The organism is Pseudomonas sp. MIL19 (assembly GCF_028680365.1).
Lineage (GTDB): Bacteria > Pseudomonadota > Gammaproteobacteria > Pseudomonadales > Pseudomonadaceae > Aquipseudomonas > Aquipseudomonas spirodelae.
The window spans coordinates 1-24,384 of sequence record NZ_JAPPVG010000020.1 but is presented as its reverse complement, the minus strand read 5'-3'; the positions used below and the strand labels follow the sequence as shown (position 1 = coordinate 24,384).

Genomic DNA, 24,384 nt, shown 5'->3' with positions numbered 1-24,384 from the left:
GATAGAGCAGCAATACAGCCACATCAGCCCGGCAACGCCCTCCGCAATGCCGTGGATGCAGCAGGCCGGTCTCCGGGCTTACGAGTGGAACCTTGAGGTTCCTGGATCGCGCCTTCCCATGCCGGTGGGCACAGTGGCTAGTGGCGATCTTTGACTCGTTTACCGTTGCGGGGGCAGCGCCGGAATAGTTGCGTGGTTAACACGAAACGCACCGGCTTCCCTGTTTCACCCTTTGAACGCTATGCGTTTGGGGCACCTGTTGCAGGCGCGCAGGGTAGAGACTTGCATACAGAGCGTCAACGCATAACGCCGCGCATAGCACCGACGCCTCACGTGCCACTCAATGCCGCGGCATAAAACCCGCCGGCTTGCTTGCCAACCACTCAACAAAGGTACGCAAGCGTTCATCACTGAGCAGGCTGTCACGATTGTTGTAGATCAGCGCCAGCTCTTTTTCGCTGAACAGCCGGTGGATCTGGTTGTGACAGGCACGGCACACCCAGAGCGTGGCGCTGATGCGCTCACTTTTACCGAAGCGTTTTTGCACGTAAACCTTGTTGTGCAGTGCCTTGGGGATCAAGTGATGGCGCGTCAGCAGCGCGGCGCGGGCGCAAAGTTCGCAGGCGTCAGGTTGTTCGGGCAGGCGAATCGGTTCGGGCATACAAGCAACGCCGGCTCAGCGTTTACGGCATAGGCTCAGGCCATCGCCGAGCGGTAGCAGGGACAGGTCGATGCGCGGGTCATCACGCAGCGCCAGATTGAGCGCCTGAATCGCTCGGGTGTCAGCGCTTTCGGGGCTCTGCTCAAGCACCCGGCCACTCCACAAGGTGTTGTCGAACAGAATCAGCCCACCCTGACGTACCAGGCGCAGGGCGTGCTCCAAATAAGCCGGGTAGTTGGCTTTATCGGCATCGATAAACAGCAGATCAATTCGCCCTGCCAGCCCCTCAGCAGCAAGCGCCTCAAGTGTTTGCAGCGCCGGCGCCAGCCGCAGCTCAATACGCTCAGCGAGGCCCGCCTCAGCCCAGTAACGTTTGGCCGTGGCGTTGTAGCCGCCGGGAATGTCGCAACAAATCAAGTGGCCATCGCTCGGCATGGCCTGGGCCATACAGATAGCGCTGTAACCGGTAAAGGTGCCGACTTCGACAATCCGCCGCGCGCCGATCAGCTGTACCAACAAGGCCATGAACTGGCCCTGCTCGGGGGCGATTTGCCAGCGTGAATGAGTCAGCAGAGCGGTTTCATCGCGCAGACGCTTGAGCAGTGGCGTCTCGCGCAGCGATACATCCAGCAGGTACTGATAGAGATCAGCATCGAGATTAAGCGTTTGAGTGGTCATAAAAGCCCCTCTACAAATACCCAGGGCTGGGCCTCAGGGGTTACCCGCCAGCTCCGGGGTGAACACACGCTTGGCATTCAAGTAAGTACGCTGCCAATACGTATTGCTCAGGCTGTCCAGGCGCACAGTGCCGCCGCTGGAGGGCGCATGCACGAAGCGGCCATTGCCAACATAAATACCCGCATGGCTGACCTGGCTGCCGCCACTGGTGGCAAAAAACACCAGATCACCGCTTTGCAGCGCGTCGCGCCCAATGCCCGGTGCGCGCATGCTGATCAGCTCACGGGTAGTGCGCGGCAGCTTGATGCCTGCGGCATCGCGGTAAACAAAACCGATCAAGCCGCTGCAATCGAAGCCGCCTTCGGGGGTATTACCGCCATAGCGATAGGGCGTGCCCACCAAGCCCAACGCACGAAATAGCACATCATCAGCATTGCCGTTAAAGCTGCTGATGGGCTGATAGACAGTGGGTTGCGGGGTTGGCGCGGGCGCTTGACTCGCGCAGGCGCTAAGTAGCGCGGCCATCACAATCAAGCTGATACGGGAGAATGCGGTCATGGACAAGGCGATCCTGAGCCGGGATGCGCCCTACTCTGCCGGCTTGCACATGCGAGTGCAAGCTTTAGCTTTGCTTGGCAGGTTGTTGAAATCTATCGAGATGCGTCAGAGAGGACGACGGGCTACAGAGACCTTAACGTTGCGGCCGCTGCACGCCGCACTCAAGGGTTACGTACGAGCGACTCGGTTGGCGCCAGCGCCAAGGCACGCTTGGCCTCGATAAAGGTGCGCTTCCAGTAGCGATCATCCAGGCTATCGACCCGCACACCGCCGCTGCGGCTGCTGGAAGAATGGATGAATTGATCATCGCCCATATAGATGCCGGCATGGCTGACGCGACCACGGCCGTTGGTGCTAAAGAACAGCAGATCGCCCGGCTTAAGGTCATCACGTTCCACCAATGGGGCGTCGATATTGATCATGTCGCGGGTCGAGCGCGGCAACTTCAGGCCGGCCTCTTCTTTAAACAGGTAACCGATAAAACCGCTGCAATCGAAGCCGGAACTTACCGAGCCGCCGCCAAAGCGATAGCGCGTACCTACCAGTGACAGACCGTGGGACAGAATGCCGTCAGCCAGTTGCGGGAGTTTGTAGGCCTTTTCTTCGGTGAAATCGCCAAGGGCGGCTTCTTTGGCTTGCTCATCAAACTCGGCAAGGTCTGTCGAGGAGAACACTGAAGATTGAGTGGTCAGCTCCGGTTGCGGAGCATGGTTGGCGCAGGCGGCCAGGACCAGGGAAAGTGCGATAGGCACGAGGGGTGCGAGGCGTTGGAGCATGGGCACGACCGTGTCGGTTGATTTCACAAGAGCGCGACTATGCCCTCTATGACATGCATTTGCAAATTCTATGGCTCTAAATGTGACTCAGTAGTTCTGGCAAAACATCTAAAGCGCGCCCTTGCAGATGGACATCCACCCTATTGCTCAGGTCGCTGCGCTGCGGGTTGATATCGGCGGTGAATCCTCCTGCTTGCCGGGTGCGCAGCAACGGCTCGACGATGTAGGGAAAGCTGGCGCTGGTGCCGACGCTGATAACGACATCAAAGCCCTTGCCTAACTCGGCATACAGCGAAGCGATGGCCTGCTCCGGCAGCATTTCTCCAAATAGCACCACGGGCGGGCGCAGTATGCCGGCGCATTGCCGGCATTTGGGTGGCAGCGGCCGCTGCAAATGCGCGGCCAGTTCGGCATCTACAGCGCCACAAGACTGGCAATACAAGGGTGCCAGCTCGCCGTGAATCTCGATCACCCGCTCCATCGGGCTGCCTGCCGCACGGTGATAGCCATCAATGTTCTGCGTTAGCAGCCAGCAATGCGGTTTTCTGCGCTGCAGTTCAGCAATCGCGTAATGCCCAGCATTAGCCTGAGCGCCCAGGCAGGCCTTGCCCAGCTCCGCCAGGTACTTCCAGCACAGCGCCGGGTCGCGTTGCAGCATCGGCCCCGAGAGCGCCGTTTCAATCGGCAAGCCCTCAGCAGTCTGGCCGTTATACAGCCCACCCAGCCCTCGGTAAGTCGGCAACCCGGAGTCGGCCGACAAGCCAGCGCCGGTAATCAGCAAGATCCGCTCGGCCTGCTTGAGTTCCTCGGCGACGCGCTTGATGGCTTGTTCCATTAGCAGCTCCAACTTCAATGATTGACGGTATAGGCAAGCATCATCGACAGCTGACACAAGGGGCGCCCGCTCTGCTCATGCCACTCATTAAACGCCGCCTGAACCGCCGCACGCTCTTTCAAGCTGGTCGGTAGCTTATCGACGATCTTCTGCGCTTTTAATGCCGCAACCAAATCATCACTGGGCACAAAGGTATCTTTGCCGACCATGCGTAGAAAGCGCGGCGCCGACAGCCCGCCAAGCTGACTGCCGTGCTTGGCTAAGTACTTCCACAGGCCGACGATATCGCTCACCGGCCAGTCAGCGATCAACGCGCCGAAGCTGCCCTTCTCCTGGCGCACATCAAGAATGAACTGGGCATTGCGCGGCACACTTTTGAGCTTGCCCAAGTGCCGGATGATGCGCGCATCCTGCATCAGATTTTCCAGGCGCTCAGCGCCCATCAGCACCACTTTCTCCGGGTCGAAACCGAAGAACACCTGTTCAAACGCCGGCCACTTGGCATCCACCAAGCTGTGCTTGAGGCCGGCACGGAAGACCCGCAGGCTCAGCGTCGACAGGTAGCGATCATCACTGATCGCGCGTAACTGGGCAGCACTGCGCGGTTCGGGCAGCATTGATTCCAACGCCCCCACCGAGCCAAAGCGGTTCAAACAGTATTCATGCAGCCATTTGTAATCGCGCATCGGGCAGTCCTTAAGCCGGGAAACCGCTAAATCAGAGGTTCATCACATCGAGAAAGCGCGGCGTCGCACTGTCGTCGATTTTCAGGCTCTTGAAATCGAACAGGTTACGGTCGGCCAACTGCGAGGGCACCACGTTCTGCAGCGCACGGAACATGATCTCAGTGCGCCCCGGCGACTTACGCTCCCAGTCCTGCAGCATTTCTTTAACCACCTGACGCTGCAGATTTTCCTGCGAGCCACAAAGATTGCACGGAATGATTGGGAATTCCTTGAGCTGGCTGTAAGCCTCGATATCCGCCTCATTGCAGTAAGCCAGCGGACGAATCACCACGTTACGGCCATCATCGGCGCGCAACTTGGGCGGCATGGCCTTGAGGGTGCCGCCGTAGAACATATTGAGAAAGAAGGTTTCCAGGATGTCGTCGCGGTGATGCCCTAGGGCCATCTTGGTCGCGCCGATCTCATCGGCAAAGGTGTACAGCGTGCCGCGACGCAGGCGCGAGCACAGCGAGCAGGTGGTCTTGCCTTCCGGGATCTTCTCTTTGACCACCGAATAGGTGTCCTTCTCGACGATGTGGTACGGCACACCGATGGACTCCAGATAGGCCGGCAGTACATGTTCGGGAAAGCCTGGCTGCTTCTGGTCCATGTTCACCGCGACGATCTCGAACTTGATCGGGGCGACTTTCTGCAGGTGCAGCAGCACGTCGAGCATTGTGTAGCTGTCTTTGCCGCCGGACAGGCAGACCATCACTTTGTCGCCATCTTCGATCATGTTGAAGTCGGCGACGGCTTCGCCCGCCTGGCGGCGCAAGCGTTTTTGCAGTTTGTTCTGATTGACCGAGAGGGTGCCCATGGTGCGCTGAAATCCGGAAGCCGTTGAGAATGCGGCATTTTACGCAGAAAGCGTGACGCACCCTACCCCACAGTTGGTGAAATGCTAGGCTCGACCGATGAACGACGACATCAACCCGAACCTCGACCTTTCCGAACATGTGCTCCAGTTGCTCGCCGCCGCGCCCGCGGGCCTTGGCGAATACCAATTGATCCAGCAGCTGAAAGCCCGCCACTGCACGCACATCCCCAACCTGCCGCTTACTGACCACCTGGTGCTGTTTCGTACCCATTTTCTGCTGTTCAACGCGCTCTATCGCCTGCGTGAACGGCTATGGGCGACGCAACGCGGCCACCTGCAGATCAGCGCGCTTAACATCCAACTGCTGCCCTATCAACCGGGCAGTGCGCAGCTGAGCGAGCATGACCCACTGCGCGATTACTACCTCGACATGAGCCAACTCCGTGACACCGGCGAGCAGGATGTAGCCAAGCTGCTGCGCAGCTTCTGGTCACGCATGCAGGGTGGCGAGGAGCAACAGGCCGCCCTGGAACTCTTTGAACTGAGCGACAGCCCGCAAACACTCACGCCTGCCAGCATCAAACAGCGCTACCGGCAACTGGTCAGCCTGCACCACCCGGATCGCGGCGGCAGCACAGAGCGCTTGCAGTCAATCAATAAAGCCATGGAAATCCTCGAACGTTATTACGGCCGCGGCTGAGAGTCCGATTTGCTCTAACGCCCCGCCTTGCCTGGCGTAATCGCTGCCTATACTGCGACATACGGTCGCATAGGTTCGGCCTCGCACCTGATCACGCTGCACACGCGAACCAGGCGCTGCGCTGGGGGGCGACCGCATAACAAAAGGAGGTCTGGCATGATCCATCACGTTTGGGGGCTATTCACCCGTCCTGACCAGGAATGGCAGGAAATCCGTGGCGAAGAAGAAAGCATCAGCCACATGTATCTCACCCACGTTCTACTGCTCGCGGCAATTCCTGCCGTCTCGGCTTACATCGGCACCACCCAGGTTGGCTGGGCAATTGGCAATCGAGCGCCAGTGATGCTGACAGAAGCCAGCGCGATGCAAATGACCATCATGACCTACCTGGCAATGCTCGCCGGAGTAGCCGTAATGGGCGCATTTATCCACTGGATGGCACGCACCTACGACGCCAAGCAAAACCTCACTCAGTGCGTGGTATTTGCGGCTTACACCGCCACACCGCTGTTTATCGGCGGCCTTGCGGCGCTCTACCCACACCTCTGGCTGGCCATGGTGGTGGGCACAGCAGCCATCTGCTACACGGTGTACCTGTTGTATGTCGGCATACCGACCTTTATGGGCATACCCGAGGATGAGGGCTTTATGTTCTCCAGCTCGGTGCTCGCGGTAGGTTTGGTGGTGCTGGTGGCGATGATCGCCAGCTCGGTGATTCTCTGGGGCTTCGGCGCAGGCCCGGTTTACACCAGCTAACGTTCCACTGTCGAAACACAACGAAACCACCTACGGGTGGTTTCGTCGTTTCAGAGCTGCGAAGCCGGTGCAGCTTGGGCATAATCGCCGGCCCAGTTTCGATAACCAGATCCATGCCTGAACACCTTCTGAGCCGTGTAGAACACTGCTACCAACAGGCCGAAGCCTTCTTCAAGCAACCCTTTGTCCGCGCCGAGGTGAGTTTCAAGTTGCGTGGGCAAAAAGCCGGCGTGGCGCACCTGACGGAAAACAAACTGCGTTTCAACCCGCAGCTGTACCGGGAGAATCGCGAAGACTTTCTCAAGCAGACCGTGCCCCATGAAGTCGCGCACCTGATCGCCCATCAGCTGTTTGGTGTAAAAATCCAGCCCCACGGCGAGGAGTGGCAGCTGATCATGCGCGGTGTGTATGAGCTGGCGCCCAACCGTTGCCATACCTACGCCGTGCAACGGCGGGCGGTGAGTCGCTACATCTACCGCTGCAGCTGCCCGCAAGGGGAGTTCCCGTTTTCGGCCCAGCGCCACACACTGGTCAGCAAAGGCCGTCGCTACTTCTGCCGACGCTGCAAGGTGACCTTGAGTTTTACCGGTGAGCAGCGCATCGAATAGCCCACTGGGCTCACAGCACGTAACGCAACACCGCCACGAAGTGCATCAAGCTGCCGCCCATCACGAACAGGTGCCAGATGCCATGCCAATGACGGAAGCGGCTGTCGTAAACGAAGAAGATGATGCCCACGGTGTAAAGCACCCCGCCGCCGGCTAGCCAGACAAATCCGGCCATGCCCAGCTTAGCGATCAACGGTTTGACCGCCACCAGCACAATCCAGCCCATTACGGCGTAGATCACAATCGACAGCACGCGCGCCTCGGAGCGCGGTTTGATCTCCTGCACCATGCCAATAACGGCCAACGTCCAGACAACGCCGAACAGCGTCCAGCCCCACGCCCCTTCCAGAGTTACCAGGCAAAACGGCGTATAGCTGCCGGCAATCAACAAGTAGATCGACAGGTGGTCAAGCTTACGCATCACCACCTTCGCCCGCCCCTGCACGCTGTGGTAGAGCGTGGATATGCTGTACAGCAGCACCAGCGTCAGGCCATAGATCGCCACACTGACGATCTTGCTTACGTCACCGTCCAGACTTGCCAGCACTAGCATCCACAAGGCGCCTACGCTGGCCAGTAGCGTTCCGACCAGATGGGTCCAGGCGTTGAAGCGTTCACCGTGATACATGCTGTCTCCCTGCATGGCCTATTGGCACGAACCACGCTTATGCCGGAAAACGCAGCATTTGACGAGCCGCCTGTGCATCTGGTGCTACGCATAAAGCGCTCGGCGGCTCCTTCAACGGGACTCAGGCCACCACTTTTGCCGCCTTGAGCTGGGCAATCTGCTCGGCGCTATAACCCAGTTCAGCCAGCACTTCTTCGGTGTTCGCCCCCAACGCCGCACCGATATGCCGGGGTGCAGGCAAGCCGCTGGAGAACTTGATCGGGCAGCCGATCTGCGCCTGTGGCGCATTGCCGGCACGCGGCACCTCGGTAACCAGATTGCGCGCTTTGATCTGCGGATGCTCAGCGGCCTCACTGAGGGTGAGCATCGGCTCCACGCAGGCATCCAACCCTGCGAATACCTGATTCCACTCGGCGAAATCGCGTTTCTCGAACTCGATTTCGATCTCGCGTTTAAGCGCCTGTTGATCCTCTGGCTTCTGCGACAGACCACGCGCGGCAAGCTCCGGACGGCCGATGGCGGCGCAGAACTGCTGCATAAACTGCGGTTCCAGGCTGCCGACCGAGAACCAACGGCCATCACGGGTGCGGTAATAGTCGTAGAAACTGCCGCCATTGAGTGCCTGGTTTTCCATCGCCGGCTCAACCCCGGCGGCCAGATACCCGGCCCCGGCCATGCCGTGCAGGCTGAAGGCGCAGTCGGTCATGCTGATATCCACCTGCTGGCCCTGGCCCGTGGCCTGGCGCTGGATAACCGCTGCTAGTAGGCCGATCACCCCGTGCAGCGAGCCGCCGGCAATATCCGCTGCCTGAATGCCCAGCGGCAGCGGCCCGGTGTCGCTGCGCCCGGTGTAGCTGGCGATGCCGGCCAGGGCTAGATAATTGATGTCATGCCCAGCGCGATCCTTATATGGCCCGGTCTGGCCATAGCCGGTGATCGACACGTAAATCAGCTTCGGGTTAATCGCCTTGAGTGCCTCGTAGCCGACGCCGAGTTTGTCCATCACCCCTGGGCGGAACTGCTCCAGCACGATGTCGTACTCGGCCACCAGTTGCTTGACCATTTCCACCGCCTCGGGCTTTTTCAGGTCCAGGGCGATGCAGCGTTTGTTGCGGTTGAGGTAGGCGTGGCTGGCCGACACGCCGCCGTCATGCGGCGGCAGCACGCGCACCAGGTCCATGCGCGAAGGCGACTCAACTCGCAGCACCTCGGCGCCCATATCTGCTAGCAATAGAGAGGCGAAAGGCCCCGGCAACAGGGTGGAAAAATCCAGCACTTTCAGGGACGACAGCGGGCCTTGCATAACAGCTCCTTTGGATAATCGTTAATGCCGATGGGTAGCGCTGCGCTCAACTTGCGCGGCCAGCCCATCCTAAGCAGTGCAGCTATTGCCAATGCAGCGGTTGCTTGGCATCCAGCTCGCTTAGTTGGTCAGCAAAGCGTGCTTCCAGTACGTTACGGCGGATTTTCATGGTTGGGGTCATGCAGCCGTTGTCCACGGTCCAGGCCTCGCGCACCAGCACAAAATGGCTAAGCCGTTCGTGGGCCTCAAGCTGAGCATTAAGCTGCTGCAAAGTTTGCGCAAGGTCGGCCGCCACTTGCTCGCGTGCCTGCTCACGAGCCGCTGGTGACAGCTCGATCAGCGCCAATGGCTGATCCAAATTGCTGCCCATCAGGCACACCTGCTCGACCCACAGGTTCTTGGCGATCTCACCCTCAATCGGCGCCGGGGCGATGTACTTGCCTTTGCTGGTCTTGAAGATGTCCTTCACCCGCCCGGTGATTTTCAGGTAACCGGCCGCATCAATCTCGCCCTTGTCGCCCGTGTGCAGCCAGCCATCGCTAATGGTTTCAGCGGTTTTCGCCGGTTCCTGGTAGTAGCCCAGCATTAGGCAAGGGCAACGCAGCAGGATTTCGCCATTCTCGGCAAGGCGCAGCTCATTACCCGGCATCGGCCGCCCCACCGTGCCGAAACGCACCTGTCCGGGCCGGTTGAAGCAGCCATAGGCGAAGTGCTCAGTCATGCCATAACCCTCGCAGATGGTCATACCGATACGCTGGTACCAATCCAGCAAAGCCGGCGGAATCGCTGCCGCGCCACTGACCAGAATCCGTGCGCGATCCAGCCCTAGGCCTTTGCGTATTTTGCTCGCCACCAACCCACCAATCAGCGGAATACCCAGCAAACGCGCCAGCTTGGGCTGCGGCAGTTTCTCCAACACGCCCTGTTGAAAGCGCGTCCACAGGCGCGGCACGGAGAAGAACACAGTCGGCCGCACGTGGCGCAAGTCGCTGGCAAAGGAGTCCAGCGACTCGACAAAGGCCACCCGCCCACCGCTGTACAAGGCGTTCATCTCCACCAGAAAACGCTCGGCGGCATGCGATAGCGGCAGGTATGAGAAGAACTGATCCTGCTCGGTGATTTGCAACTCATGCACCGAGTGGCTACCGGCGTAGGCGAACGCTTTGGCCGAGAGCATCACCCCCTTGGGCTGCCCCGTGGTGCCGGAGGTATAGAGGATGCTGAGCAAGGCATCGGGCGCCTGCTGATGCGTTACGGCCAACGGCTGGTGCGCCGCCAGCAAAGCATGCCAGCCGTGACGGGCCTCGATAGTCGGATACGGCATGGCAATCCGCATCACTTCAGCGGGAATGGCGGGTGCCAACTTGACCGGCTCATCCAACTTGCCGAGGAAGATCGCCTTGCACTGCGAATGTCGCAGCACATACTCGATGCTCTCGGCTGACTGTAGGGGGTAGAACGGCACGCTGATTAGCCCCGCCATCATGATCGCCAGATCGGCAATCACCCATTCGGCGCAGTTCTTCGCCAGCAGCGCTACCCGGTCACCCGGCGCGCAGCCCAGTGCATGCAACGCCGTGGCTATACGCCGCGCCTGCTCATCCACCTGCGCCCAGGTGAAATCATGCCATTGCCCAGCTACCGGCTGGCTGAGCCAGACCGCATCGGGGCGTTTCTCAACCCAGAGCGCCAGGCGCTCCAGAGGCAGTTGTTCGTCCATGTGCAGACCTCTTATTGTTAGTGTCTGTCGCGCCTCGATTTAGCCATTAACCCTCTATCAAAGCTTCATCCCGCGGCTGATGATCTCTTTCATGATTTCCGAGGTGCCAGCGAAGATGCGCTGAATGCGTGCATTCGCGTACATCTTGCAAATTGGGTACTCCCACATATACCCCCAGCCGCCGTGCAGTTGTACCCCCTCATCGACTACCTTGCCCAGTAGCTCAGTGGTGAACAGCTTGGCCTCGGCAGCGACTTCTGGGGTGAGCTTTTTCTCGTTGTGATCGATCACGCAGCGGTCAACAAACACCTGCGCCACGTCGATTTGCGTACGCATTTCAGCGAGCTTGAAGCGGGTGTTCTGGAAGTGCGAAATCGGCCGATCAAAAGCCTTACGCTCTTTCACGTAATCGATGGTCACTTGCAGCGCCGCCTCGGCACCGGCCACCGCGCCGCAGGCATTGGTCAGGCGCTCCTGAGCGAGCATGTTCATTAGATAGAAGAAGCCACCCTTGGCATCCCCCAGCAGGTTGGCTTTGGGTACCTTGACGTTGTTAAAGAACAGCTCGGCGGTGTCCTGGCTCTTCATGCCGAGTTTTTCCAGCTTCTTGCCGCGTTCGAAACCAGGCATACCACGTTCAATCAGGAACAGGCCCATGGCGTGCTTATTGGCCGGGTCGGTCTTGGCTGCGACTATCACCACATCGGCCAGCAGGCCGTTGGAGATAAACACCTTGGAGCCGTTGAGCAGGTAGTGGTCGTCCTGCTCCACCGCCATGGTGCGCATGCCGGCCAGGTCGGAGCCGGCGCTGGGCTCAGTCATCGCCACCGCCAAAATCAGCTCGCCGCTGATAATCCCCGGCATAAAGCGCGCCTTCTGCTCAGCGTTACCGTACTCAGCGATATAGGGGCCGCACAGCGCCGAGTGCAGCGGCAACATAAAACCGGCTTCGTTAACCTTGGCCAACTCCTCGCACATGATCTGCTCGTAGCGGAAATCCTTGAGTCCCGCACCGCCGTATTCCTCATCCGCCCAAGGCAGCAAAAAGCCCATGTCACCGGCCTTCTTCCATACCTCACGGCTGACCATGCCGTCGGCCTCCCATTGGTCCTGATGGGGCACCACTTCCTTCTTCAGAAAAGCGGCAAAGGCGTCGCGAAACATGCTGTGTTCGGTATCGAAAATGTTGCGCTGCATGGGGCTGGCTCCTAGAGCTGAAGTCGTGCTGCAGGTTAGGCCTGCCCAGCCACCAGCCTCAATGACCCATGCGCTCAGCCTGGGTTGACCCATTCGCTCGGTGCTTGTTCTATGCCCGTCAAGCTGCTTACCATCGGCGCACTTTCAAGGAGCCGTCATGCGCGAACGCACCATCGCCAGCCACTTTGTCCGCGCTGCCTTACGCGGTGCCGAGGCCAAGGGCCAAGATTGCACGCCACTGCTGCGCCAGCTGGGGATTCAACCCGCTCTGCTGGATGAGCCACGCGCCCGCATCGCCCCCGAGCAGTTCGCCCGTTTGGTGCAGTTGTTGTGGGAAAGCCTCGACGACGAATACCTCGGCTTTGGCCGTCGGCGCAGTAAGCGCGGCACGTTCGCCATGATGTGTTACGCCATCATTCATTGCCGCTCGCTGGAAAAAGCCCTGGGCCGGGGCGCGCTGTTCTACAGCCTGTTCCCCGAAGCGCCGATCATCAGCATTCAGCGTGAAGGTGATTGGGCACGACTGAGCGTGGACGGCTCAAGCCTGCTGGACCCCGACCACTTTCTGGTGGAATGCCTGCTGGTGATCTGGCATCGCCTCGGCAGTTGGCTAATCGGCCAACGCATCCGTCTGGAAGAAACCACCTTTACCTACAGCCAGCCCGCCCACGCCGCCGAGTACGAATTGCTGTTCCCCTGCAACCGGCGTTTTTCCGCCGGGCGCACCAGCCTGCTGTTCCACGCCCGCTATCTGGCCATGCCGCTGCTGCAGGACGAGCGCACCCTCAAGCAATTCCTCCAGCATTCCCCGGCCGATCTGCTGGCGCGCCCGGATGGCGGCGACAGCCTGATCAGCCAAATCCGCCGCCTGCTTGGGCGCGACTGCAGCAACTGGCCAGACCTCGACGCCGTGGCGCAACAGTTGCACATGAGCCCACAAACCCTGCGTCGGCATTTGCGCGAGGAAGGCTCGAGTTTTCAAGAGTTGAAAGATCATCTGCGCCGGGACTTGGCGATTTATCACTTGGGCCGCGCCGATTTGGCCATTCAGGACATTGCCGAGCAACTGGGGTTTTCGGAGCCGTCTGCGTTTCACCGTGCCTTTAAAAAATGGACGGGGCTGACGCCGGGCGCGTATCGGGCCCAGGAAGCTTAAGCCGCTGAATACTCCCCACCGCACTGATGGCGGGGAGACTTGGCCGCCTATGCTTTACTGAGCAGACATATACAGAGGGTGCTAATCATGGACATACGCCGTTTGAAAGGATCATTACCCCTGCGCTTATGCCTACTACTCAGCGCATTCGCCTGCTCGGCCCACGCCAGCACACCTGCGCAATTCCCAAGCGCGCAGGCCAGTGACCCGGCTGAACTGGGCTGGATGGTTGGCTCACCACCCCCGCCAGAGCGTATTTTGCGTTTCGATGACGGCAGTTATTTTCGCTTCCCGCAGATGCGCTGGAGTGTCTCCAACTTTCGCCAACTCATGCCCACCGTCAATGTGTCGCACGGGCTTAGCGCGCCTCCGCCGCTAAAGCGCAACCTGCTGGACGCCATCGACACTGTCTCGTTCATGCCACTCGGCGCTGATAAGCCCATGACCTGGCAGCAGTCGCTGCTGGCCAACTACACCGACGGGATTGTTGTGCTGCATCGCGGCGCAGTCGTCTACGAACGCTATTTCGGTGTGCTCAAGGCGCAAGGCCAGCATGGCGCCATGTCAGTCACCAAGACCTTTATGGGCACCCTCGCCGCGCTACTGGTTGCCGAAGGGACGCTTGAGCCTGAACGCAAGGTGGCCTACTACGTACCCGAGCTGGCTGCATCTGCCTTCGGTAACGCCACGGTTCGCCAGTTGATGGATATGACCACCGGCATTCGCTTTAGCGAAGACTATGCCGACCCCAATGCCGAAGTCTGGGCGCATGCCGCCGCCGGCAATCCGCTGCCCAAACCCGCGGACTACCAGGGGCCACGTACTTATTATGAGTTTCTGCAAACGGTTCAGCCGCAGGGTAAACATGGCGAGGCCTTTCACTACCGGACCGCCAACACCGATGCCCTCGGGTGGGTGCTAGCGCGTGCGAGTGGCCGCAACGTGGCAAAACTGCTGTCGGAGCGCATCTGGAGCAAACTTGGCGCTGAGCAGGATGCCTATATGTCCGTCGACTCCATCGGCACACCGTTTGCCGGTGGCGGGCTGAACAGCGGCCTGCGTGACCTGGCGCGCTTTGGTGAAATGGTGCGCAACAACGGCCGTTACAACGACCAGCAAATCTTGCCGGCCGAGGTCGTGACAGACATCCGTAACGGTGCAAGCCGTGAAGATTTCGCCAAGGCTGGCTACTCGCTGTTGCCCGGCTGGAGCTATCGCAATATGTGGTGGGTCACTCACAACGCGCATGGTGCCTTTATGGCGCGCGGGGTGCACGGCCAAGCGCTGTACATTGACCCGGCTGCCGAGATGGTGATTGCCCGCTTCGCCAGCCACCCAATCGCGGCCAATTCCGCCAACGATCCCACCTCGTTACCCGCTTATGCGGCCGTTGCAAAATACCTGATGGAGCAGCCGAAGCCCTAAGTCACCCAGGCCGTAAATCAACGCCCCAATGAACTTGCTGCACACGTAGCGTTCAAGTCTTAAGGCGATGAGACAGTGAGCAGCCGAGCCAAGCACATGGTCTCGGCGCCTCCCTCCAGTGATCCACAATACCGGGTGAACGCGAATGACCTATCTAAAACAGGCTGCAGCAGTGTTTTTTGCTGCACTCCTTGGGAGCGGAAACGCGATGGCGGTTGAGGAAGCGAAATACTCAGTTGTGCTCAAAGAAGACAGCTTTGAGTTGCGTAACTATGAGCCCCATTTTGTTGCAGAAACCCGGGTAGACGGAGATTTTGATCAGGCTGGCAGCAAAGCGTTTAGCCGGCTGTTTGATTACATTTCGGGCAACAACAACTCAAACCAGAAAATTGCGATGACCGCACCGGTCGCTCAAGAGGCTGAAGGTGAAAAAATCGCCATGACGTCACCCGTTGGCCAACAGCAAATCGATGGCACTTGGGCGGTGAGCTTTATGATGCCAGCGACCTTCTCACTGGCCACTCTGCCGGTTCCTAAAGACCCACGAGTAACATTGCGCCAAGTGCCCGCGCGGCAGATAGCCGCGGTGCGCTACTCAGGCTTCTGGAGTGAGCGCGCCTATACGCGCAATAAAGCAGAGCTCGATGCGTGGATTAGCCAAAATGGTTGGCGCGTCGTCGGCGAACCGGTATGGGCTCGCTACAACCCACCGTTTATGCCGTGGTTTTTACGCCGCAATGAAGTTTTAGTGCCCATCGCAATGCCGGCGGATGGCATCAACTGAGTGTTTACTCAGTCAATCGATGGCCTGCCGCCGGATTCACAAGCGCTTGCGTGAACTCACAACTCAAGCCTTAGAGCTTACGCACACTGATTCCGGCTGAGACAAACAGCGCGGCCAGCACCGCAAGCATCGGCAGCCAGCCGGCATGTTCCCAAATATACCCAGCACCATAGCCAATCACGCTGGAACCCAGGTAATAAGCGCACAGGTACAACGCCGAGGCCTGCGCCTTGGCGCCGTTCGCGCGCTGCCCTACCTGCCCGCTAGCCACCGCATGGGCGGCAAAGAAGCCCAGGGTAAACAGCGCCAGGCCGGCCACCGCCGCACTTAGCCAGGGCGTGGCACAGAGCGCCACACCCAACAACATGATGCCTATACCGCCAAGCATCACCTGCCGCACGCCAAGACGCGGCACCAATCGCCCTGCCCAGCCGGCGCTAAAAATGCCCACCAGGTAAACCGTGAACAGCAAACCAATCAGGCTGGATGACAGGTTGAATGGTGCCGCCGCCAGCCGAAAGCCGACGTAGTTAAACAAGGCAACAAAGCCGCCCATCAATAAAAACGCCACCAGAAACAGCCGACGCAGCTCAGCATTACCCAAGTGCGCAGCAAAGTTACCCAGCAGGCCGCGGAGCGATAACGTCTGCTTCTGAAAATGCCGGGACGGCGGCAGCAGCCAGATAAATAGCAGCAGGGCCAATAGGCCCATACCGGCAATACCCGCCAAGGCCAGCGGCCAACCGCCCAGATCACTCAACAGACCGGCTAGCAAACGTCCGAGCAGACCACCCAGCGCCGTGCCGCCGATATACAGCCCCATGGCCGCGGGTAAAGCTTCGGGGTCGAACTCCTCGCCCACATAAGCCATCGCCAGTGCTGGCAATCCGCTCAGGGCCAGGCCGAGCAAGGCGCGTAGCCAAAGCAAATGATCCCAGCTCTCGACCAGCGCGCAGGCGATCCCCAACAGCGAGGCGAGGCCCAGCGCCGCCACCATCACCGGTTTACGCCCCCAGCTCTCGGCCAGCGCACCCGACACCAGCAGGCAGACGGCCAGGCTCAGCGTCGTCAGCGATAACGCCAGGCTACTGCCGGCCGCCGACACAGAGAAATGCTGCGCCAACAACGGCAGCAGCGGCTGCACGCAGTAGAGCAAGGCAAAGGTGGCAAAACCGGCGCAGAACAGCGCCAGGGTGGCGCGCCGGTAGGCGGCAGTACCGCGCATCAAATACGCAGACGAATCGGCAGCAGGCATCGGCAGGCTCGCAAAATGGCTCTAAATCGGCCGTTCCGGCAGATTAACACGCAGTCGGACAAGCCGGCTTTGCGCGCGGTGCATAGCCGCTGTGCTGCACTGGAACAAATACCGAGGAAAGCCATTCGTCTTGATTCAGATCAGCACTTTTGTCCATATCAAGAGTAAGGTCTAACCTGATTGCTACACCTGAGGGGAGTCAGTCGCCATGACCACCGACAATAACAACGACAACAATGTGCAAAAAAGTAAGGAAACCCGCCTTTTTCTGTTTCTTGTCGTCTGCTTTTTCCCCCTCCTGTCCATCGCCCTGGTCGGTGGCTACGGTTTCTTTATCTGGTTTATGCAAATGCTGATTGGTCCACCCGGACCGCCTAGCTGATCGCCCTGCCTGATCACCATCGGAGCCACGGAATATGGCCGAAACCCTGCACATTGCCAGCCTGCTGGTACACGCCCGCCCGGAGCAGTTCGAAGCGGTGAAAGCCAATCTGAGCCTGCTTGACGGGGTTGAACTGCATCAGCAAAGCCCACTGGGCAAGCTGGTGGTAGTACTGGAAACCGCCGACGAGCAGCAGATCCTTGAGCGCATAGACCAGATCAGCAACCTGCCGGGCGTACTCAACGCCGCGCTGGTCTACCACGAACTGCTGAGCCCCGAAGGAGCCGACGAATGAGCATGACCCGCCGTCAATTCGCCAAAGCCAACGCCGCCGCCATTGCCGCAGCAGCGGCCGGCCTGCCGATTGCCACCTCGGCCAGCAACCTGATCACCGAAGCGGACATGACCACGCTGAACTGGAACAAAGCCCCCTGCCGCTTCTGCGGCACCGGTTGCAGCGTGATGGTGGCGACCAAGAACAACCGCGTGGTGGCCACCCACGGTGACGTCAAGGCCGAGGTCAATCGCGGCCTGAACTGCGTCAAGGGCTACTTCCTATCGAAGATCATGTACGGCGTTGACCGCCTGACCGAGCCGCTGCTGCGCATGAAGAACGGCGTGTATGACAAACAGGGCGAGTTCCAGCCGATCAGTTGGGAGCAGGCCTTCGACATCATGGAGCTGAAGTTCAAGGAAGCCTTGAAGAACAAAGGCCCCGAGTCGGTGGGCATGTTCGGTTCGGGGCAATGGACCATCTGGGAAGGCTACGCGGCCAACAAGCTGATGAAAGCCGGCCTGCGCAGCAACAACATCGACCCCAACGCGCGCCACTGTATGGCCTCGGCGGTGATGGGTTTTATGCGCACCTTCGGTGCCGATGAGCCGATGGGCTGCTATGACGATATCGAAGCCGCCGACGTGTTCGTGCTGTGGGGCTCGAACATGGCCGAGATGCATCCGATCCTCTGGAGCCGGGTCACCGACCGCCGCCTGAGCTACCCGCAGACCAAAGTGGTGGTGCTCTCTACCTTTGAACACCGCAGCTTCGAGCTGGCTGATATTCCCATGGTGTTCAAACCGCAGACTGACCTGCTGATCCTCAACTACATCGCCAACCACATCATCGAAAGCGGTGCGGTGAACAAGAGTTTCGTCAACCAGCACACCAAGTTCGCCAAGGGTGCCGACGACATCGGCTACGGCCTGCGCCCCGATCACCCGCTTGAAGTGCAGGCGAAAAACGCCGAGACCGCCAACACCTGGAGCGATATATCCTTCGAGCAGTTCGCCGCTTTCGTCAAACCCTACACCCTGGAGCGCACCGCCAAGGAAACCGGGGTGCCAGCCGAGCGCCTCAAGGCCCTGGCCGAGCTGTATGCCGACCCCAAGCGCAAGGTCATGTCGTTCTGGACCATGGGCTTCAATCAGCACACCCGTGGGGTGTGGGCCAATAACCTGATCTACAACATCCACCTGCTCACCGGCAAAATCAGCGAACCGGGCAACAGCCCGTTCTCGCTCACCGGCCAGCCCTCGGCCTGCGGCACTGCGCGCGAAGTCGGCACCTTCTCCCACCGCCTGCCGGCGGACATGGTGGTGACCAACCCGAAACACCGCGCCACCGCCGAGAAAATCTGGAAGCTGCCCGCCGGCACCATCCAGGAAAAGGTCGGTTTCCACGCCGTGCAGCAAAGCCGCATGCTCAAAGACGGCGTGCTCAACGTCTATTGGACCCAGGTCAGCAACAACATGCAGGCTGGGCCGAACATCATGGGCGAAGTGCTGCCCGGCTGGCGCAACCCAGACAACTTCATCATCGTCTCCGACGTCTACCCTACCGTCTCGGCTCAGGCCGCCGACCTGATCCTGCCCAGCGCCATGTGGGTGGAAAAGGAAGGCGCGTACGGCAACGCCGAGCGTCGCACGCAATTTTGGCATCAGTTGGTCACTGCCCCCGGCGAGGCCAAATCTGATCTGTGGCAACTGGTGGAGTTTTCCAAACGCTTTACCACCGATGAAGTCTGGCCGGCCGAACTGTTGGCCACCTCGCCGCAGCACAAGGGCAAGACCCTGTACCAGGTGCTGTTCGCCAACGGTCAGGTCGACCAGTTCCCCAGCGAGCAGATCGAAGCCGGCCATATCAACGATGAAGCCAAGGCTTTTGGCTTCTACCTGCAAAAAGGCCTGTTCGAGGAATACGCGCAGTTCGGCCGTGGCCATGGTCATGACCTCGCCGACTTCGACCGTTACCACAGCGAACGCGGCATGCGCTGGCCGGTGGTGGACGGCGAGGAAACCCGCTGGCGCTACCGTGAAGGCCTCGATCCTTATGTGGAAAAAGGCAGCGGCGTGCAGTTCTACGGTTACCCGGACAAGAGGGCGATCATCTTCGCCCTGCCCTACGAGCCGGCCGCCGAAGCCCCGGATGCCGACTACCCGTTCTGGCTCAGCACCGGCCGGGTACTGGAGCACTGGCACACCGGCAGCATGACCCAGCGTGTCGAAGAGCTGCACAAGGCGGTGCCCGATGCCCTGGTGTACATGCACCCGGACGATGCCAAGGCGCTTAACGCCCGGCGCGGCAGCGAGGTCAAAGTGATCAGCCGGCGCGGTGAAATGCGCGCGCGCATCGAAACCCGAGGGCGCAACAAACCGCCCCAGGGGTTGGTGTTCGTGCCGTTTTTCGACGCCAACAAGCTGATCAACAAGGTCACCCTGGATGCCACCGACCCGATCTCCAAGCAGGCCGACTACAAGAAGTGTGCGGTGAAGATCGAACTGATCAGCGTGGCCTGAGGAGAACTCTGATGAACATTCGCCTACTGCCTTTCCTGCTGCTGGCCGCGTTTGGCATTGCCGTGGCCGCCGAAGTCAATTACCCGCTGGATGCCCCGGCACCGGATGGCCGCCGCCCAGGCGGCACCATCAGCCAGACTCTATCAGCGCCGCCTATTGCCAATGAGGACAACAAGGACCTCAAGCGCGAACGCAACTACCCCGAGCAACCGCCGACCATCCCGCACAGCATCAGCAGTTACCAGATCGACAAAAACGGCAACAAGTGCCTGACCTGCCACAGCCGCGCCGGTAGCGCGCGCAGCCAAGCCCCGATGATCAGCATCACCCACTACATGGACCGCGACGGCCAGCCGCTGGCAGCAGTATCGCCACGGCGCTACTTCTGCAATCAGTGCCACGTTTCACAGAACGAGGTGAAACCGCTGGTGGGCAACAGTTTCGAGACCATCGACAAGCTGTTGCAAGACGAAATCAATGCCCCGGCCAAACCCTGAGGAGGCGTCATGAAATCATTGTTTGCCCTGCTCAAGGACTACTGGCGCATCCTGCGCCGACCGAGCGTGCACTACAGCCTGGGCTTTCTCACCCTTGGCGGTTTTATCGCCGGGATCATCTTCTGGGGCGGTTTCAACACCGCGCTGGAAGTCACCAACACCGAGCAGTTCTGCATTTCCTGCCATGAAATGCGCGACAACGTGTATGTCGAACTGAAGGACACCATCCACTACAGCAACCGCTCCGGCGTGCGCGCCACCTGTCCGGACTGCCACGTGCCGCACAAATGGACCGACAAAATCGCGCGCAAGATGCAGGCCTCCAAAGAGGTGTGGGGCAAGATTTTCGGCACCATCAACACCCGCGACAAGTTCCTCGCCCACCGCCGCACACTCGCCGAACACGAATGGGCGCGGCTCAAAGCCAACGACTCGCTGGAATGCCGTAACTGCCACAACTTCGAGTTTATGGACTTCACCCGCCAGGGCCAGCGCGCCCGGCAGATGCACTCCACCGCCCTGGCCAGCGGCGAAGCTACGTGCATCGACTGCCATAAAGGCATCGCCCACAAGCTGCCGGACATGAGCGGGGTGCCGGGCTGGTAGCGCGAAAGTTAAAGCGTCGCGAAGGATGACCGCCCTAAATAGCGTCCATAAAAAAACGGGAGCCCAAACGGGCTCCCGTACTCATTCTCAGAGAAATGCCGGAACAAGCCTCACGCCTGCGCCAGCTACAACCTCACCTGCGTCCCCGAAGAAACGCATGCCACAGTGTGGCAAAAAAGCCCGCGCAACTTCGTTTAGCTTTGTTGCCGCTTTGCAAAGAAATGTAAACGCGCGCAGCGGCTGGCCGTGCAAAGCGCCGCACGGCAGAATAGGTCGATGAATACAGCCTACCTCCCGCCCTGCTGCAGCCCCCTGAAGAGTCACTGGCCATTGCCGCACAGCCTGCCGGCGCTGCAGTTAATCAGCACCACCTTTAATCCCGAACTACTGGATGCAGCGGATTTCAGCCGCTGCGCAGTCGCGCCGGTGCGCGGCGTAGCCAAACGCCAGGCCGAATACCTGGCCGGGCGCCTGTGTGCGCGTGAGGCCTTGATGCGTTTGACCGGTGCGGCGACGGTTCCGGCCTGCGGTGAAGATCGCGCGCCACAGTGGCCGTTAGGTGTGGTCGGCTCAATCACCCACGGCAGCGGCTGGGCCGGCGCCGTGGTGGGCAACAGCGCCGACTGGCGCGGCCTGGGGCTGGATATCGAACAACTTATACCGGCCAGCCGCGCGGAACGCCTGGCAGCGGAAATTCTTACGCCCGCCGAACTGTTCCGCCTGGAAAACCTCTCCGCCGAACAGCGCGCGCAACGCATCAGCCTGACCTTCTCGCTCAAGGAAAGCCTGTTCAAGGCGCTCTACCCGCAGGTATTGCAGCACTTCTACTTTCAGGATGCCGAGCTGCTCAGCGTCGAGGCTGACAATAAAGTGTGCATGCGCCTGTTGATTGACCTGCATGGGGACTGGCCCGCCGGCAGCGAGCTGGAAGGCCAATTCGCCGAGTTCGACGGTTATCTGCTCAGCCTGGTCAGCATCCCGAGCTGATCTGTCGAGCGCGGCAGCCCAAAGCGCTAGGCAAATCCGCTAAACTCGGCCGATTGCCGTCTGGAGTGCCCTATGCGCGAAGATTTGAATCAAGGCCTGATCGAGTTCCTCAAGGCCTCGCCGACCCCTTTTCATGCCACCGCCAGCCTGGCTCAGCGCCTTGAGGCGGCCGGTTTCCAGCACCTGGACGAACGCGCCAGCTGGCACACCGAGGCCGGCGGCCGCTATTACGTGACGCGCAACGACTCCTCGATCATCGCCTTCAAGCTGGGCAAGCGCGCACCGCTGGAAGGCGGCATTCGCCTGGTCGGCGCGCACACCGACAGCCCGTGCCTGCGGGTCAAACCGCAACCGGAGCTGCAGCAACATGGCTTTTTCCAGCTCGGCGTTGAGGTGTACGGCGGCGCTTTGCTGGCGCCCTGGTTCGACCGCGACCTGTCGCTGGCCGGCCGGGTGACCTACCGCCGCGACGGCAAGGTGGAAAGCCAGCTGATCGACTTCCAGAAGCCGATTGCGATCATTCCCAACCTGGCCATTCACCTCAACCGTGAAGCCAACCAGGGCTGGGCGATCAACCAGCAGATCGAGCTGCCGCCGATCCTCGCGCAGCTATCCGGCGATGAGCCGGCCGATTTTCGCGCCTTGATCACCGATCAACTGGCCCGCGAACACGACTTCAGCGCCGATGCAGTGCTGGATTACGAGCTGAGCTTCTACGACACCCAGAGTGCTGCGGTGATTGGCCTGAATGGCGACTTTATCGCCGGCGCGCGGCTGGACAATCTACTGTCCTGCTACGCAGGCTTGCAGGCGCTGCTCGCCGCGCCGGATGAAGAAAGCTGCGTATTGGTCTGCACCGACCACGAGGAAGTCGGCTCCTGCTCGGCCTGCGGTGCGGACGGCCCGATGCTCGAACAGGTATTGCGCCGCGTGCTGCCGGACGGTGATGCCTTCGTGCGCACCATCCAGCGCTCGCTGCTGGTCTCAGCCGACAACGCCCACGGCGTGCACCCCAACTACGCCGACAAGCATGACCAGAACCATGGCCCCAAGCTCAATGCCGGCCCTGTGATCAAGATCAACAGCAACCAGCGCTACGCCACCAATAGCGAAACCGCCGGGTTCTTCCGTCATCTGTGCCTGGAAAATGAAGTGCCGGTGCAGAGCTTCGTGACTCGCAGCGACATGGGCTGCGGCTCGACCATCGGCCCAATCACCGCCAGCCAACTGGGCGTACGCACCGTGGATATCGGCCTGCCGACCTTCGCCATGCACTCGATCCGCGAACTGGCCGGCAGCCATGACCTGGCGCATCTGGTCAAAGTACTCACGGCCTTCTACGCCAGCGCCGAGCTGCCCTGACCGACGCTCCGTAGGGCGGACATGCCGAAAGCTTGTCCGCCATCTGGCCGCTAGCGGTGGACAACGCCTCGCATGCCCCCCCTACAAAAGCGAGATTCGTAGGCCTGCTACTCCGGCACCTCGACGCTCACATGCAGGGCGTCGTGGCGCCAGAACTCCAGGTCGCAGTCAATCAAACGGCCATGCTGATCGCGGTTGACCCGCACGATACGCAGCGCCGGGCTGCCCACCGCTACTTTCAATGCTGACGCGGCTTCGCTGTGCAAAGCCGTGGGTACCATATCGAAACGCACCCGGCCGTAATGAATGCCGTATTCGCTGGCATACAACTCGGTCAGTGAACGGGTCAGGTCGAAATCCAGAATGCCGGCAAAGTAATTCGGGTTGAGGTAGTGCTCGACGTACAGCACCAACCGACCATCGATACGTCGCGCACGGCGGATCTGATACACGCTAGAAAGCGCCGGCAACGCCAGTAGCTGGCAGATCTCGGCGCTGGCGGGAATCAGCCGCGCACTCAACACCTCAGTGGCCGGCACCCGGCCCTGCTCACCGACCATCGCGTGAAAGTGGCTGCGCACCAGCGGGTTATAGGCCACGCGCGGTGGCGAAACAAACCAGCCGCGGCGCTCCTCACGGTAAATCAGCCCCTGAGCCTCTAGCTGCCCAAGCGCCTCACGCAAGGTGATGCGTGTGGTGTCGAACACCTCGCTGAGCTTGCGCTCTGCCGGTAGCTGACTTCCAGACGGCAACAAACCGTGTTCGATCTGCTCCTCCAATGCCCGACATATAGCAGTCACTGCCCGCGGCGCTTCATCGCGCATCAAGACCTCCGAATTTGGACTAGTCCAGCCCCAATAGAGGGCAAAAACCTGTTCATGCCGCTGTAAATATCATGTTTCAAGTTTAAGCACTCTAGATGACCGAAACATGACACGCGGTTGGTCAACCCAGCCAATGCGCGCAAACCCTAGCCTGCAAGCCGCGTACTAGGGGTTTTAATCATGGTCTACGCTAGTGATGCGCCCGTTTAGGCAGCGCGGTTATAACCGGAAAATGATCAACGTACATAAAACTGTCATTTAACCCGCCTAAGGATGGTCTGAAGTAGTCATGTATTTCTGGCTAACTTCAGCCTCCGCCGATTTTGAAAGCGGCAAATCGATCAAAAG

26 protein-coding genes and 1 riboswitch are annotated in these 24,384 nt (G+C 60.0%); of the genes, 13 read left to right on the top strand and 13 right to left on the bottom strand.

Translation table 11 applies throughout. The annotated features are described in order from the left end of the window. Nucleotides 1-46: 46 nt before the first annotated feature. Nucleotides 47-275: riboswitch (cobalamin riboswitch) on the bottom strand. Between the two features lie 65 nt (nucleotides 276-340). From N1078_RS13520 to ttcA, 7 genes are all read right to left on the bottom strand, one after another. Next, on the bottom strand, nucleotides 341-661 hold the full coding sequence (locus tag N1078_RS13520; protein ID WP_274088695.1) for a hypothetical protein: 321 nt from the start codon (nucleotides 659-661) through the stop codon (nucleotides 341-343). 15 nt (nucleotides 662-676) lie between these two features. Beyond that, the gene (locus tag N1078_RS13515) at nucleotides 677-1,339 is read right to left on the bottom strand and encodes an O-methyltransferase (RefSeq protein WP_274088694.1); all 663 of its coding nucleotides are present in this window, start codon (nucleotides 1,337-1,339) and stop codon (nucleotides 677-679) included. 33 nt (nucleotides 1,340-1,372) lie between these two features. Continuing rightward, nucleotides 1,373-1,897 carry a C40 family peptidase gene (locus N1078_RS13510; protein ID WP_274088693.1) on the bottom strand — a complete coding sequence of 175 codons (525 nt, stop codon included), beginning with the start codon at nucleotides 1,895-1,897 and terminating at the stop codon, nucleotides 1,373-1,375. A gap of 161 nt (nucleotides 1,898-2,058) precedes the next feature. Next, nucleotides 2,059-2,673 carry a C40 family peptidase gene (locus tag N1078_RS13505; protein ID WP_274088692.1) on the bottom strand — a complete coding sequence of 205 codons (615 nt, stop codon included), beginning with the start codon at nucleotides 2,671-2,673 and terminating at the stop codon, nucleotides 2,059-2,061. Nucleotides 2,674-2,749: 76 nt separating this feature from the next. Beyond that, the gene (locus N1078_RS13500; protein WP_274088691.1) at nucleotides 2,750-3,508 is read right to left on the bottom strand and encodes an NAD-dependent deacylase; all 759 of its coding nucleotides are present in this window, start codon (nucleotides 3,506-3,508) and stop codon (nucleotides 2,750-2,752) included. A gap of 14 nt (nucleotides 3,509-3,522) precedes the next feature. Next, nucleotides 3,523-4,194, bottom strand: coding sequence for a DNA-3-methyladenine glycosylase I (locus N1078_RS13495; protein WP_274088690.1), 672 nt, complete (start codon nucleotides 4,192-4,194; stop codon nucleotides 3,523-3,525). A gap of 31 nt (nucleotides 4,195-4,225) precedes the next feature. Next, on the bottom strand, nucleotides 4,226-5,050 hold the full coding sequence (ttcA, locus tag N1078_RS13490; protein ID WP_090253070.1) for a tRNA 2-thiocytidine(32) synthetase TtcA: 825 nt from the start codon (nucleotides 5,048-5,050) through the stop codon (nucleotides 4,226-4,228). A gap of 97 nt (nucleotides 5,051-5,147) precedes the next feature. Between ttcA and N1078_RS13485 the strand changes: the two genes are divergently transcribed. The 3 genes from N1078_RS13485 (at nucleotide 5,148) to N1078_RS13475 (ending at nucleotide 7,114) form a co-directional block, all read left to right on the top strand. Then, nucleotides 5,148-5,750 (top strand): DNA-J related domain-containing protein, encoded by a 603-nt coding sequence (locus N1078_RS13485; RefSeq protein ID WP_274088689.1) that lies wholly within the window; start codon nucleotides 5,148-5,150, stop codon nucleotides 5,748-5,750. 156 nt (nucleotides 5,751-5,906) lie between these two features. Further along, nucleotides 5,907-6,506 (top strand): Yip1 family protein, encoded by a 600-nt coding sequence (locus N1078_RS13480; RefSeq protein WP_274088688.1) that lies wholly within the window; start codon nucleotides 5,907-5,909, stop codon nucleotides 6,504-6,506. Between the two features lie 113 nt (nucleotides 6,507-6,619). After that, nucleotides 6,620-7,114, top strand: coding sequence for a SprT family zinc-dependent metalloprotease (locus tag N1078_RS13475; RefSeq protein ID WP_274088687.1), 495 nt, complete (start codon nucleotides 6,620-6,622; stop codon nucleotides 7,112-7,114). A gap of 10 nt (nucleotides 7,115-7,124) precedes the next feature. Here the strand turns inward: N1078_RS13475 and trhA are convergent, their stop codons facing one another. The 4 genes from trhA to N1078_RS13455 all read right to left on the bottom strand — a co-directional run bounded on the left by trhA (nucleotide 7,125) and on the right by N1078_RS13455 (nucleotide 11,962). Then, nucleotides 7,125-7,742, bottom strand: coding sequence for a PAQR family membrane homeostasis protein TrhA (gene trhA, locus N1078_RS13470; RefSeq protein WP_274088686.1), 618 nt, complete (start codon nucleotides 7,740-7,742; stop codon nucleotides 7,125-7,127). Nucleotides 7,743-7,863: 121 nt separating this feature from the next. Then, entirely contained in the window at nucleotides 7,864-9,045 is a 1,182-nt protein-coding gene (locus N1078_RS13465; RefSeq protein ID WP_274088685.1) for a CaiB/BaiF CoA transferase family protein, read from the bottom strand. An 82-nt stretch (nucleotides 9,046-9,127) separates the two neighbouring features. After that, a complete protein-coding gene (locus N1078_RS13460) occupies nucleotides 9,128-10,765 on the bottom strand; it encodes an AMP-binding protein (protein ID WP_274088684.1) in 1,638 nt (545 codons plus the stop codon). A 57-nt stretch (nucleotides 10,766-10,822) separates the two neighbouring features. Beyond that, on the bottom strand, nucleotides 10,823-11,962 hold the full coding sequence (locus N1078_RS13455) for an acyl-CoA dehydrogenase family protein (RefSeq protein WP_274088683.1): 1,140 nt from the start codon (nucleotides 11,960-11,962) through the stop codon (nucleotides 10,823-10,825). A gap of 157 nt (nucleotides 11,963-12,119) precedes the next feature. Between N1078_RS13455 and N1078_RS13450 the strand changes: the two genes are divergently transcribed. The 3 genes from N1078_RS13450 to N1078_RS13440 all read left to right on the top strand — a co-directional run bounded on the left by N1078_RS13450 (nucleotide 12,120) and on the right by N1078_RS13440 (nucleotide 15,327). Continuing rightward, entirely contained in the window at nucleotides 12,120-13,118 is a 999-nt protein-coding gene (locus tag N1078_RS13450) for an AraC family transcriptional regulator (protein ID WP_274088682.1), read from the top strand. An 87-nt stretch (nucleotides 13,119-13,205) separates the two neighbouring features. Further along, nucleotides 13,206-14,543 carry a serine hydrolase domain-containing protein gene (locus N1078_RS13445; RefSeq protein ID WP_274088681.1) on the top strand — a complete coding sequence of 446 codons (1,338 nt, stop codon included), beginning with the start codon at nucleotides 13,206-13,208 and terminating at the stop codon, nucleotides 14,541-14,543. Nucleotides 14,544-14,688: 145 nt separating this feature from the next. After that, nucleotides 14,689-15,327, top strand: coding sequence for an SOUL family heme-binding protein (locus N1078_RS13440; protein WP_274088680.1), 639 nt, complete (start codon nucleotides 14,689-14,691; stop codon nucleotides 15,325-15,327). 70 nt (nucleotides 15,328-15,397) lie between these two features. Here N1078_RS13440 and N1078_RS13435 read toward each other — a convergent pair whose 3' ends face one another. Further along, nucleotides 15,398-16,582: an MFS transporter gene (locus N1078_RS13435; protein WP_274088679.1), complete on the bottom strand. Its 1,185-nt coding sequence runs from the start codon at nucleotides 16,580-16,582 to the stop codon at nucleotides 15,398-15,400. A gap of 208 nt (nucleotides 16,583-16,790) precedes the next feature. On the opposite strand from N1078_RS13435, the gene N1078_RS13430 reads away from it, so the two are divergent. The 7 genes from N1078_RS13430 to N1078_RS13400 all read left to right on the top strand — a co-directional run bounded on the left by N1078_RS13430 (nucleotide 16,791) and on the right by N1078_RS13400 (nucleotide 23,212). After that, nucleotides 16,791-16,964: a periplasmic nitrate reductase, NapE protein gene (locus N1078_RS13430; protein ID WP_274088678.1), complete on the top strand. Its 174-nt coding sequence runs from the start codon at nucleotides 16,791-16,793 to the stop codon at nucleotides 16,962-16,964. Between the two features lie 34 nt (nucleotides 16,965-16,998). Beyond that, nucleotides 16,999-17,259 carry a chaperone NapD gene (locus N1078_RS13425; RefSeq protein WP_274088677.1) on the top strand — a complete coding sequence of 87 codons (261 nt, stop codon included), beginning with the start codon at nucleotides 16,999-17,001 and terminating at the stop codon, nucleotides 17,257-17,259. Continuing rightward, complete coding sequence (gene napA / locus N1078_RS13420) at nucleotides 17,256-19,760, top strand: nitrate reductase catalytic subunit NapA (RefSeq protein WP_274088676.1); 2,505 nt, start codon at nucleotides 17,256-17,258, stop codon at nucleotides 19,758-19,760. The genes N1078_RS13425 and napA overlap by 4 nt, the downstream gene beginning before the upstream one ends. 11 nt (nucleotides 19,761-19,771) lie before the next feature. Then, nucleotides 19,772-20,257 (top strand): nitrate reductase cytochrome c-type subunit, encoded by a 486-nt coding sequence (locus N1078_RS13415; protein WP_274088675.1) that lies wholly within the window; start codon nucleotides 19,772-19,774, stop codon nucleotides 20,255-20,257. Nucleotides 20,258-20,266: 9 nt separating this feature from the next. Then, nucleotides 20,267-20,863: a cytochrome c3 family protein gene (locus tag N1078_RS13410; protein WP_274088674.1), complete on the top strand. Its 597-nt coding sequence runs from the start codon at nucleotides 20,267-20,269 to the stop codon at nucleotides 20,861-20,863. Nucleotides 20,864-21,139: 276 nt separating this feature from the next. After that, complete coding sequence (locus tag N1078_RS13405; protein WP_274088673.1) at nucleotides 21,140-21,850, top strand: 4'-phosphopantetheinyl transferase family protein; 711 nt, start codon at nucleotides 21,140-21,142, stop codon at nucleotides 21,848-21,850. Between the two features lie 72 nt (nucleotides 21,851-21,922). Next, nucleotides 21,923-23,212 carry a M18 family aminopeptidase gene (locus tag N1078_RS13400; RefSeq protein ID WP_274088672.1) on the top strand — a complete coding sequence of 430 codons (1,290 nt, stop codon included), beginning with the start codon at nucleotides 21,923-21,925 and terminating at the stop codon, nucleotides 23,210-23,212. A 107-nt stretch (nucleotides 23,213-23,319) separates the two neighbouring features. Here the strand turns inward: N1078_RS13400 and N1078_RS13395 are convergent, their stop codons facing one another. After that, nucleotides 23,320-24,036, bottom strand: a complete 717-nt coding sequence (locus N1078_RS13395; RefSeq protein ID WP_274088671.1) for a UTRA domain-containing protein — start codon at nucleotides 24,034-24,036, stop codon at nucleotides 23,320-23,322. Between the last annotated feature and the right edge of the window lie 348 nt (nucleotides 24,037-24,384).

What these genes read in the sequence shown, in the direction of transcription:
- N1078_RS13485 (WP_274088689.1), top strand. Translation starts at nt 5,148, where the DNA reads ATGAACGACGACATCAACCCGAACCTCGACCTTTCCGAACATGTGCTC.
- N1078_RS13400 (WP_274088672.1), top strand. Translation starts at nt 21,923, where the DNA reads ATGCGCGAAGATTTGAATCAAGGCCTGATCGAGTTCCTCAAGGCCTCG.
- N1078_RS13455 (WP_274088683.1), bottom strand. Translation starts at nt 11,962, where the DNA reads ATGCAGCGCAACATTTTCGATACCGAACACAGCATGTTTCGCGACGCC.
- N1078_RS13510 (WP_274088693.1), bottom strand. Translation starts at nt 1,897, where the DNA reads ATGACCGCATTCTCCCGTATCAGCTTGATTGTGATGGCCGCGCTACTT.
- N1078_RS13505 (WP_274088692.1), bottom strand. Translation starts at nt 2,673, where the DNA reads ATGCTCCAACGCCTCGCACCCCTCGTGCCTATCGCACTTTCCCTGGTC.
- N1078_RS13425 (WP_274088677.1), top strand. Translation starts at nt 16,999, where the DNA reads ATGGCCGAAACCCTGCACATTGCCAGCCTGCTGGTACACGCCCGCCCG.
- N1078_RS13460 (WP_274088684.1), bottom strand. Translation starts at nt 10,765, where the DNA reads ATGGACGAACAACTGCCTCTGGAGCGCCTGGCGCTCTGGGTTGAGAAA.
- N1078_RS13495 (WP_274088690.1), bottom strand. Translation starts at nt 4,194, where the DNA reads ATGCGCGATTACAAATGGCTGCATGAATACTGTTTGAACCGCTTTGGC.
- N1078_RS13415 (WP_274088675.1), top strand. Translation starts at nt 19,772, where the DNA reads ATGAACATTCGCCTACTGCCTTTCCTGCTGCTGGCCGCGTTTGGCATT.
- N1078_RS13500 (WP_274088691.1), bottom strand. Translation starts at nt 3,508, where the DNA reads ATGGAACAAGCCATCAAGCGCGTCGCCGAGGAACTCAAGCAGGCCGAG.
- N1078_RS13520 (WP_274088695.1), bottom strand. Translation starts at nt 661, where the DNA reads ATGCCCGAACCGATTCGCCTGCCCGAACAACCTGACGCCTGCGAACTT.
- N1078_RS13410 (WP_274088674.1), top strand. Translation starts at nt 20,267, where the DNA reads ATGAAATCATTGTTTGCCCTGCTCAAGGACTACTGGCGCATCCTGCGC.
- N1078_RS13515 (WP_274088694.1), bottom strand. Translation starts at nt 1,339, where the DNA reads ATGACCACTCAAACGCTTAATCTCGATGCTGATCTCTATCAGTACCTG.
- N1078_RS13480 (WP_274088688.1), top strand. Translation starts at nt 5,907, where the DNA reads ATGATCCATCACGTTTGGGGGCTATTCACCCGTCCTGACCAGGAATGG.
- N1078_RS13475 (WP_274088687.1), top strand. Translation starts at nt 6,620, where the DNA reads ATGCCTGAACACCTTCTGAGCCGTGTAGAACACTGCTACCAACAGGCC.
- N1078_RS13440 (WP_274088680.1), top strand. Translation starts at nt 14,689, where the DNA reads ATGACCTATCTAAAACAGGCTGCAGCAGTGTTTTTTGCTGCACTCCTT.
- N1078_RS13430 (WP_274088678.1), top strand. Translation starts at nt 16,791, where the DNA reads ATGACCACCGACAATAACAACGACAACAATGTGCAAAAAAGTAAGGAA.
- ttcA (WP_090253070.1), bottom strand. Translation starts at nt 5,050, where the DNA reads ATGGGCACCCTCTCGGTCAATCAGAACAAACTGCAAAAACGCTTGCGC.
- N1078_RS13445 (WP_274088681.1), top strand. Translation starts at nt 13,206, where the DNA reads ATGGACATACGCCGTTTGAAAGGATCATTACCCCTGCGCTTATGCCTA.
- N1078_RS13465 (WP_274088685.1), bottom strand. Translation starts at nt 9,045, where the DNA reads ATGCAAGGCCCGCTGTCGTCCCTGAAAGTGCTGGATTTTTCCACCCTG.
- N1078_RS13405 (WP_274088673.1), top strand. Translation starts at nt 21,140, where the DNA reads ATGAATACAGCCTACCTCCCGCCCTGCTGCAGCCCCCTGAAGAGTCAC.
- trhA (WP_274088686.1), bottom strand. Translation starts at nt 7,742, where the DNA reads ATGTATCACGGTGAACGCTTCAACGCCTGGACCCATCTGGTCGGAACG.
- napA (WP_274088676.1), top strand. Translation starts at nt 17,256, where the DNA reads ATGAGCATGACCCGCCGTCAATTCGCCAAAGCCAACGCCGCCGCCATT.
- N1078_RS13435 (WP_274088679.1), bottom strand. Translation starts at nt 16,582, where the DNA reads ATGCCTGCTGCCGATTCGTCTGCGTATTTGATGCGCGGTACTGCCGCC.
- N1078_RS13450 (WP_274088682.1), top strand. Translation starts at nt 12,120, where the DNA reads ATGCGCGAACGCACCATCGCCAGCCACTTTGTCCGCGCTGCCTTACGC.
- N1078_RS13395 (WP_274088671.1), bottom strand. Translation starts at nt 24,036, where the DNA reads ATGCGCGATGAAGCGCCGCGGGCAGTGACTGCTATATGTCGGGCATTG.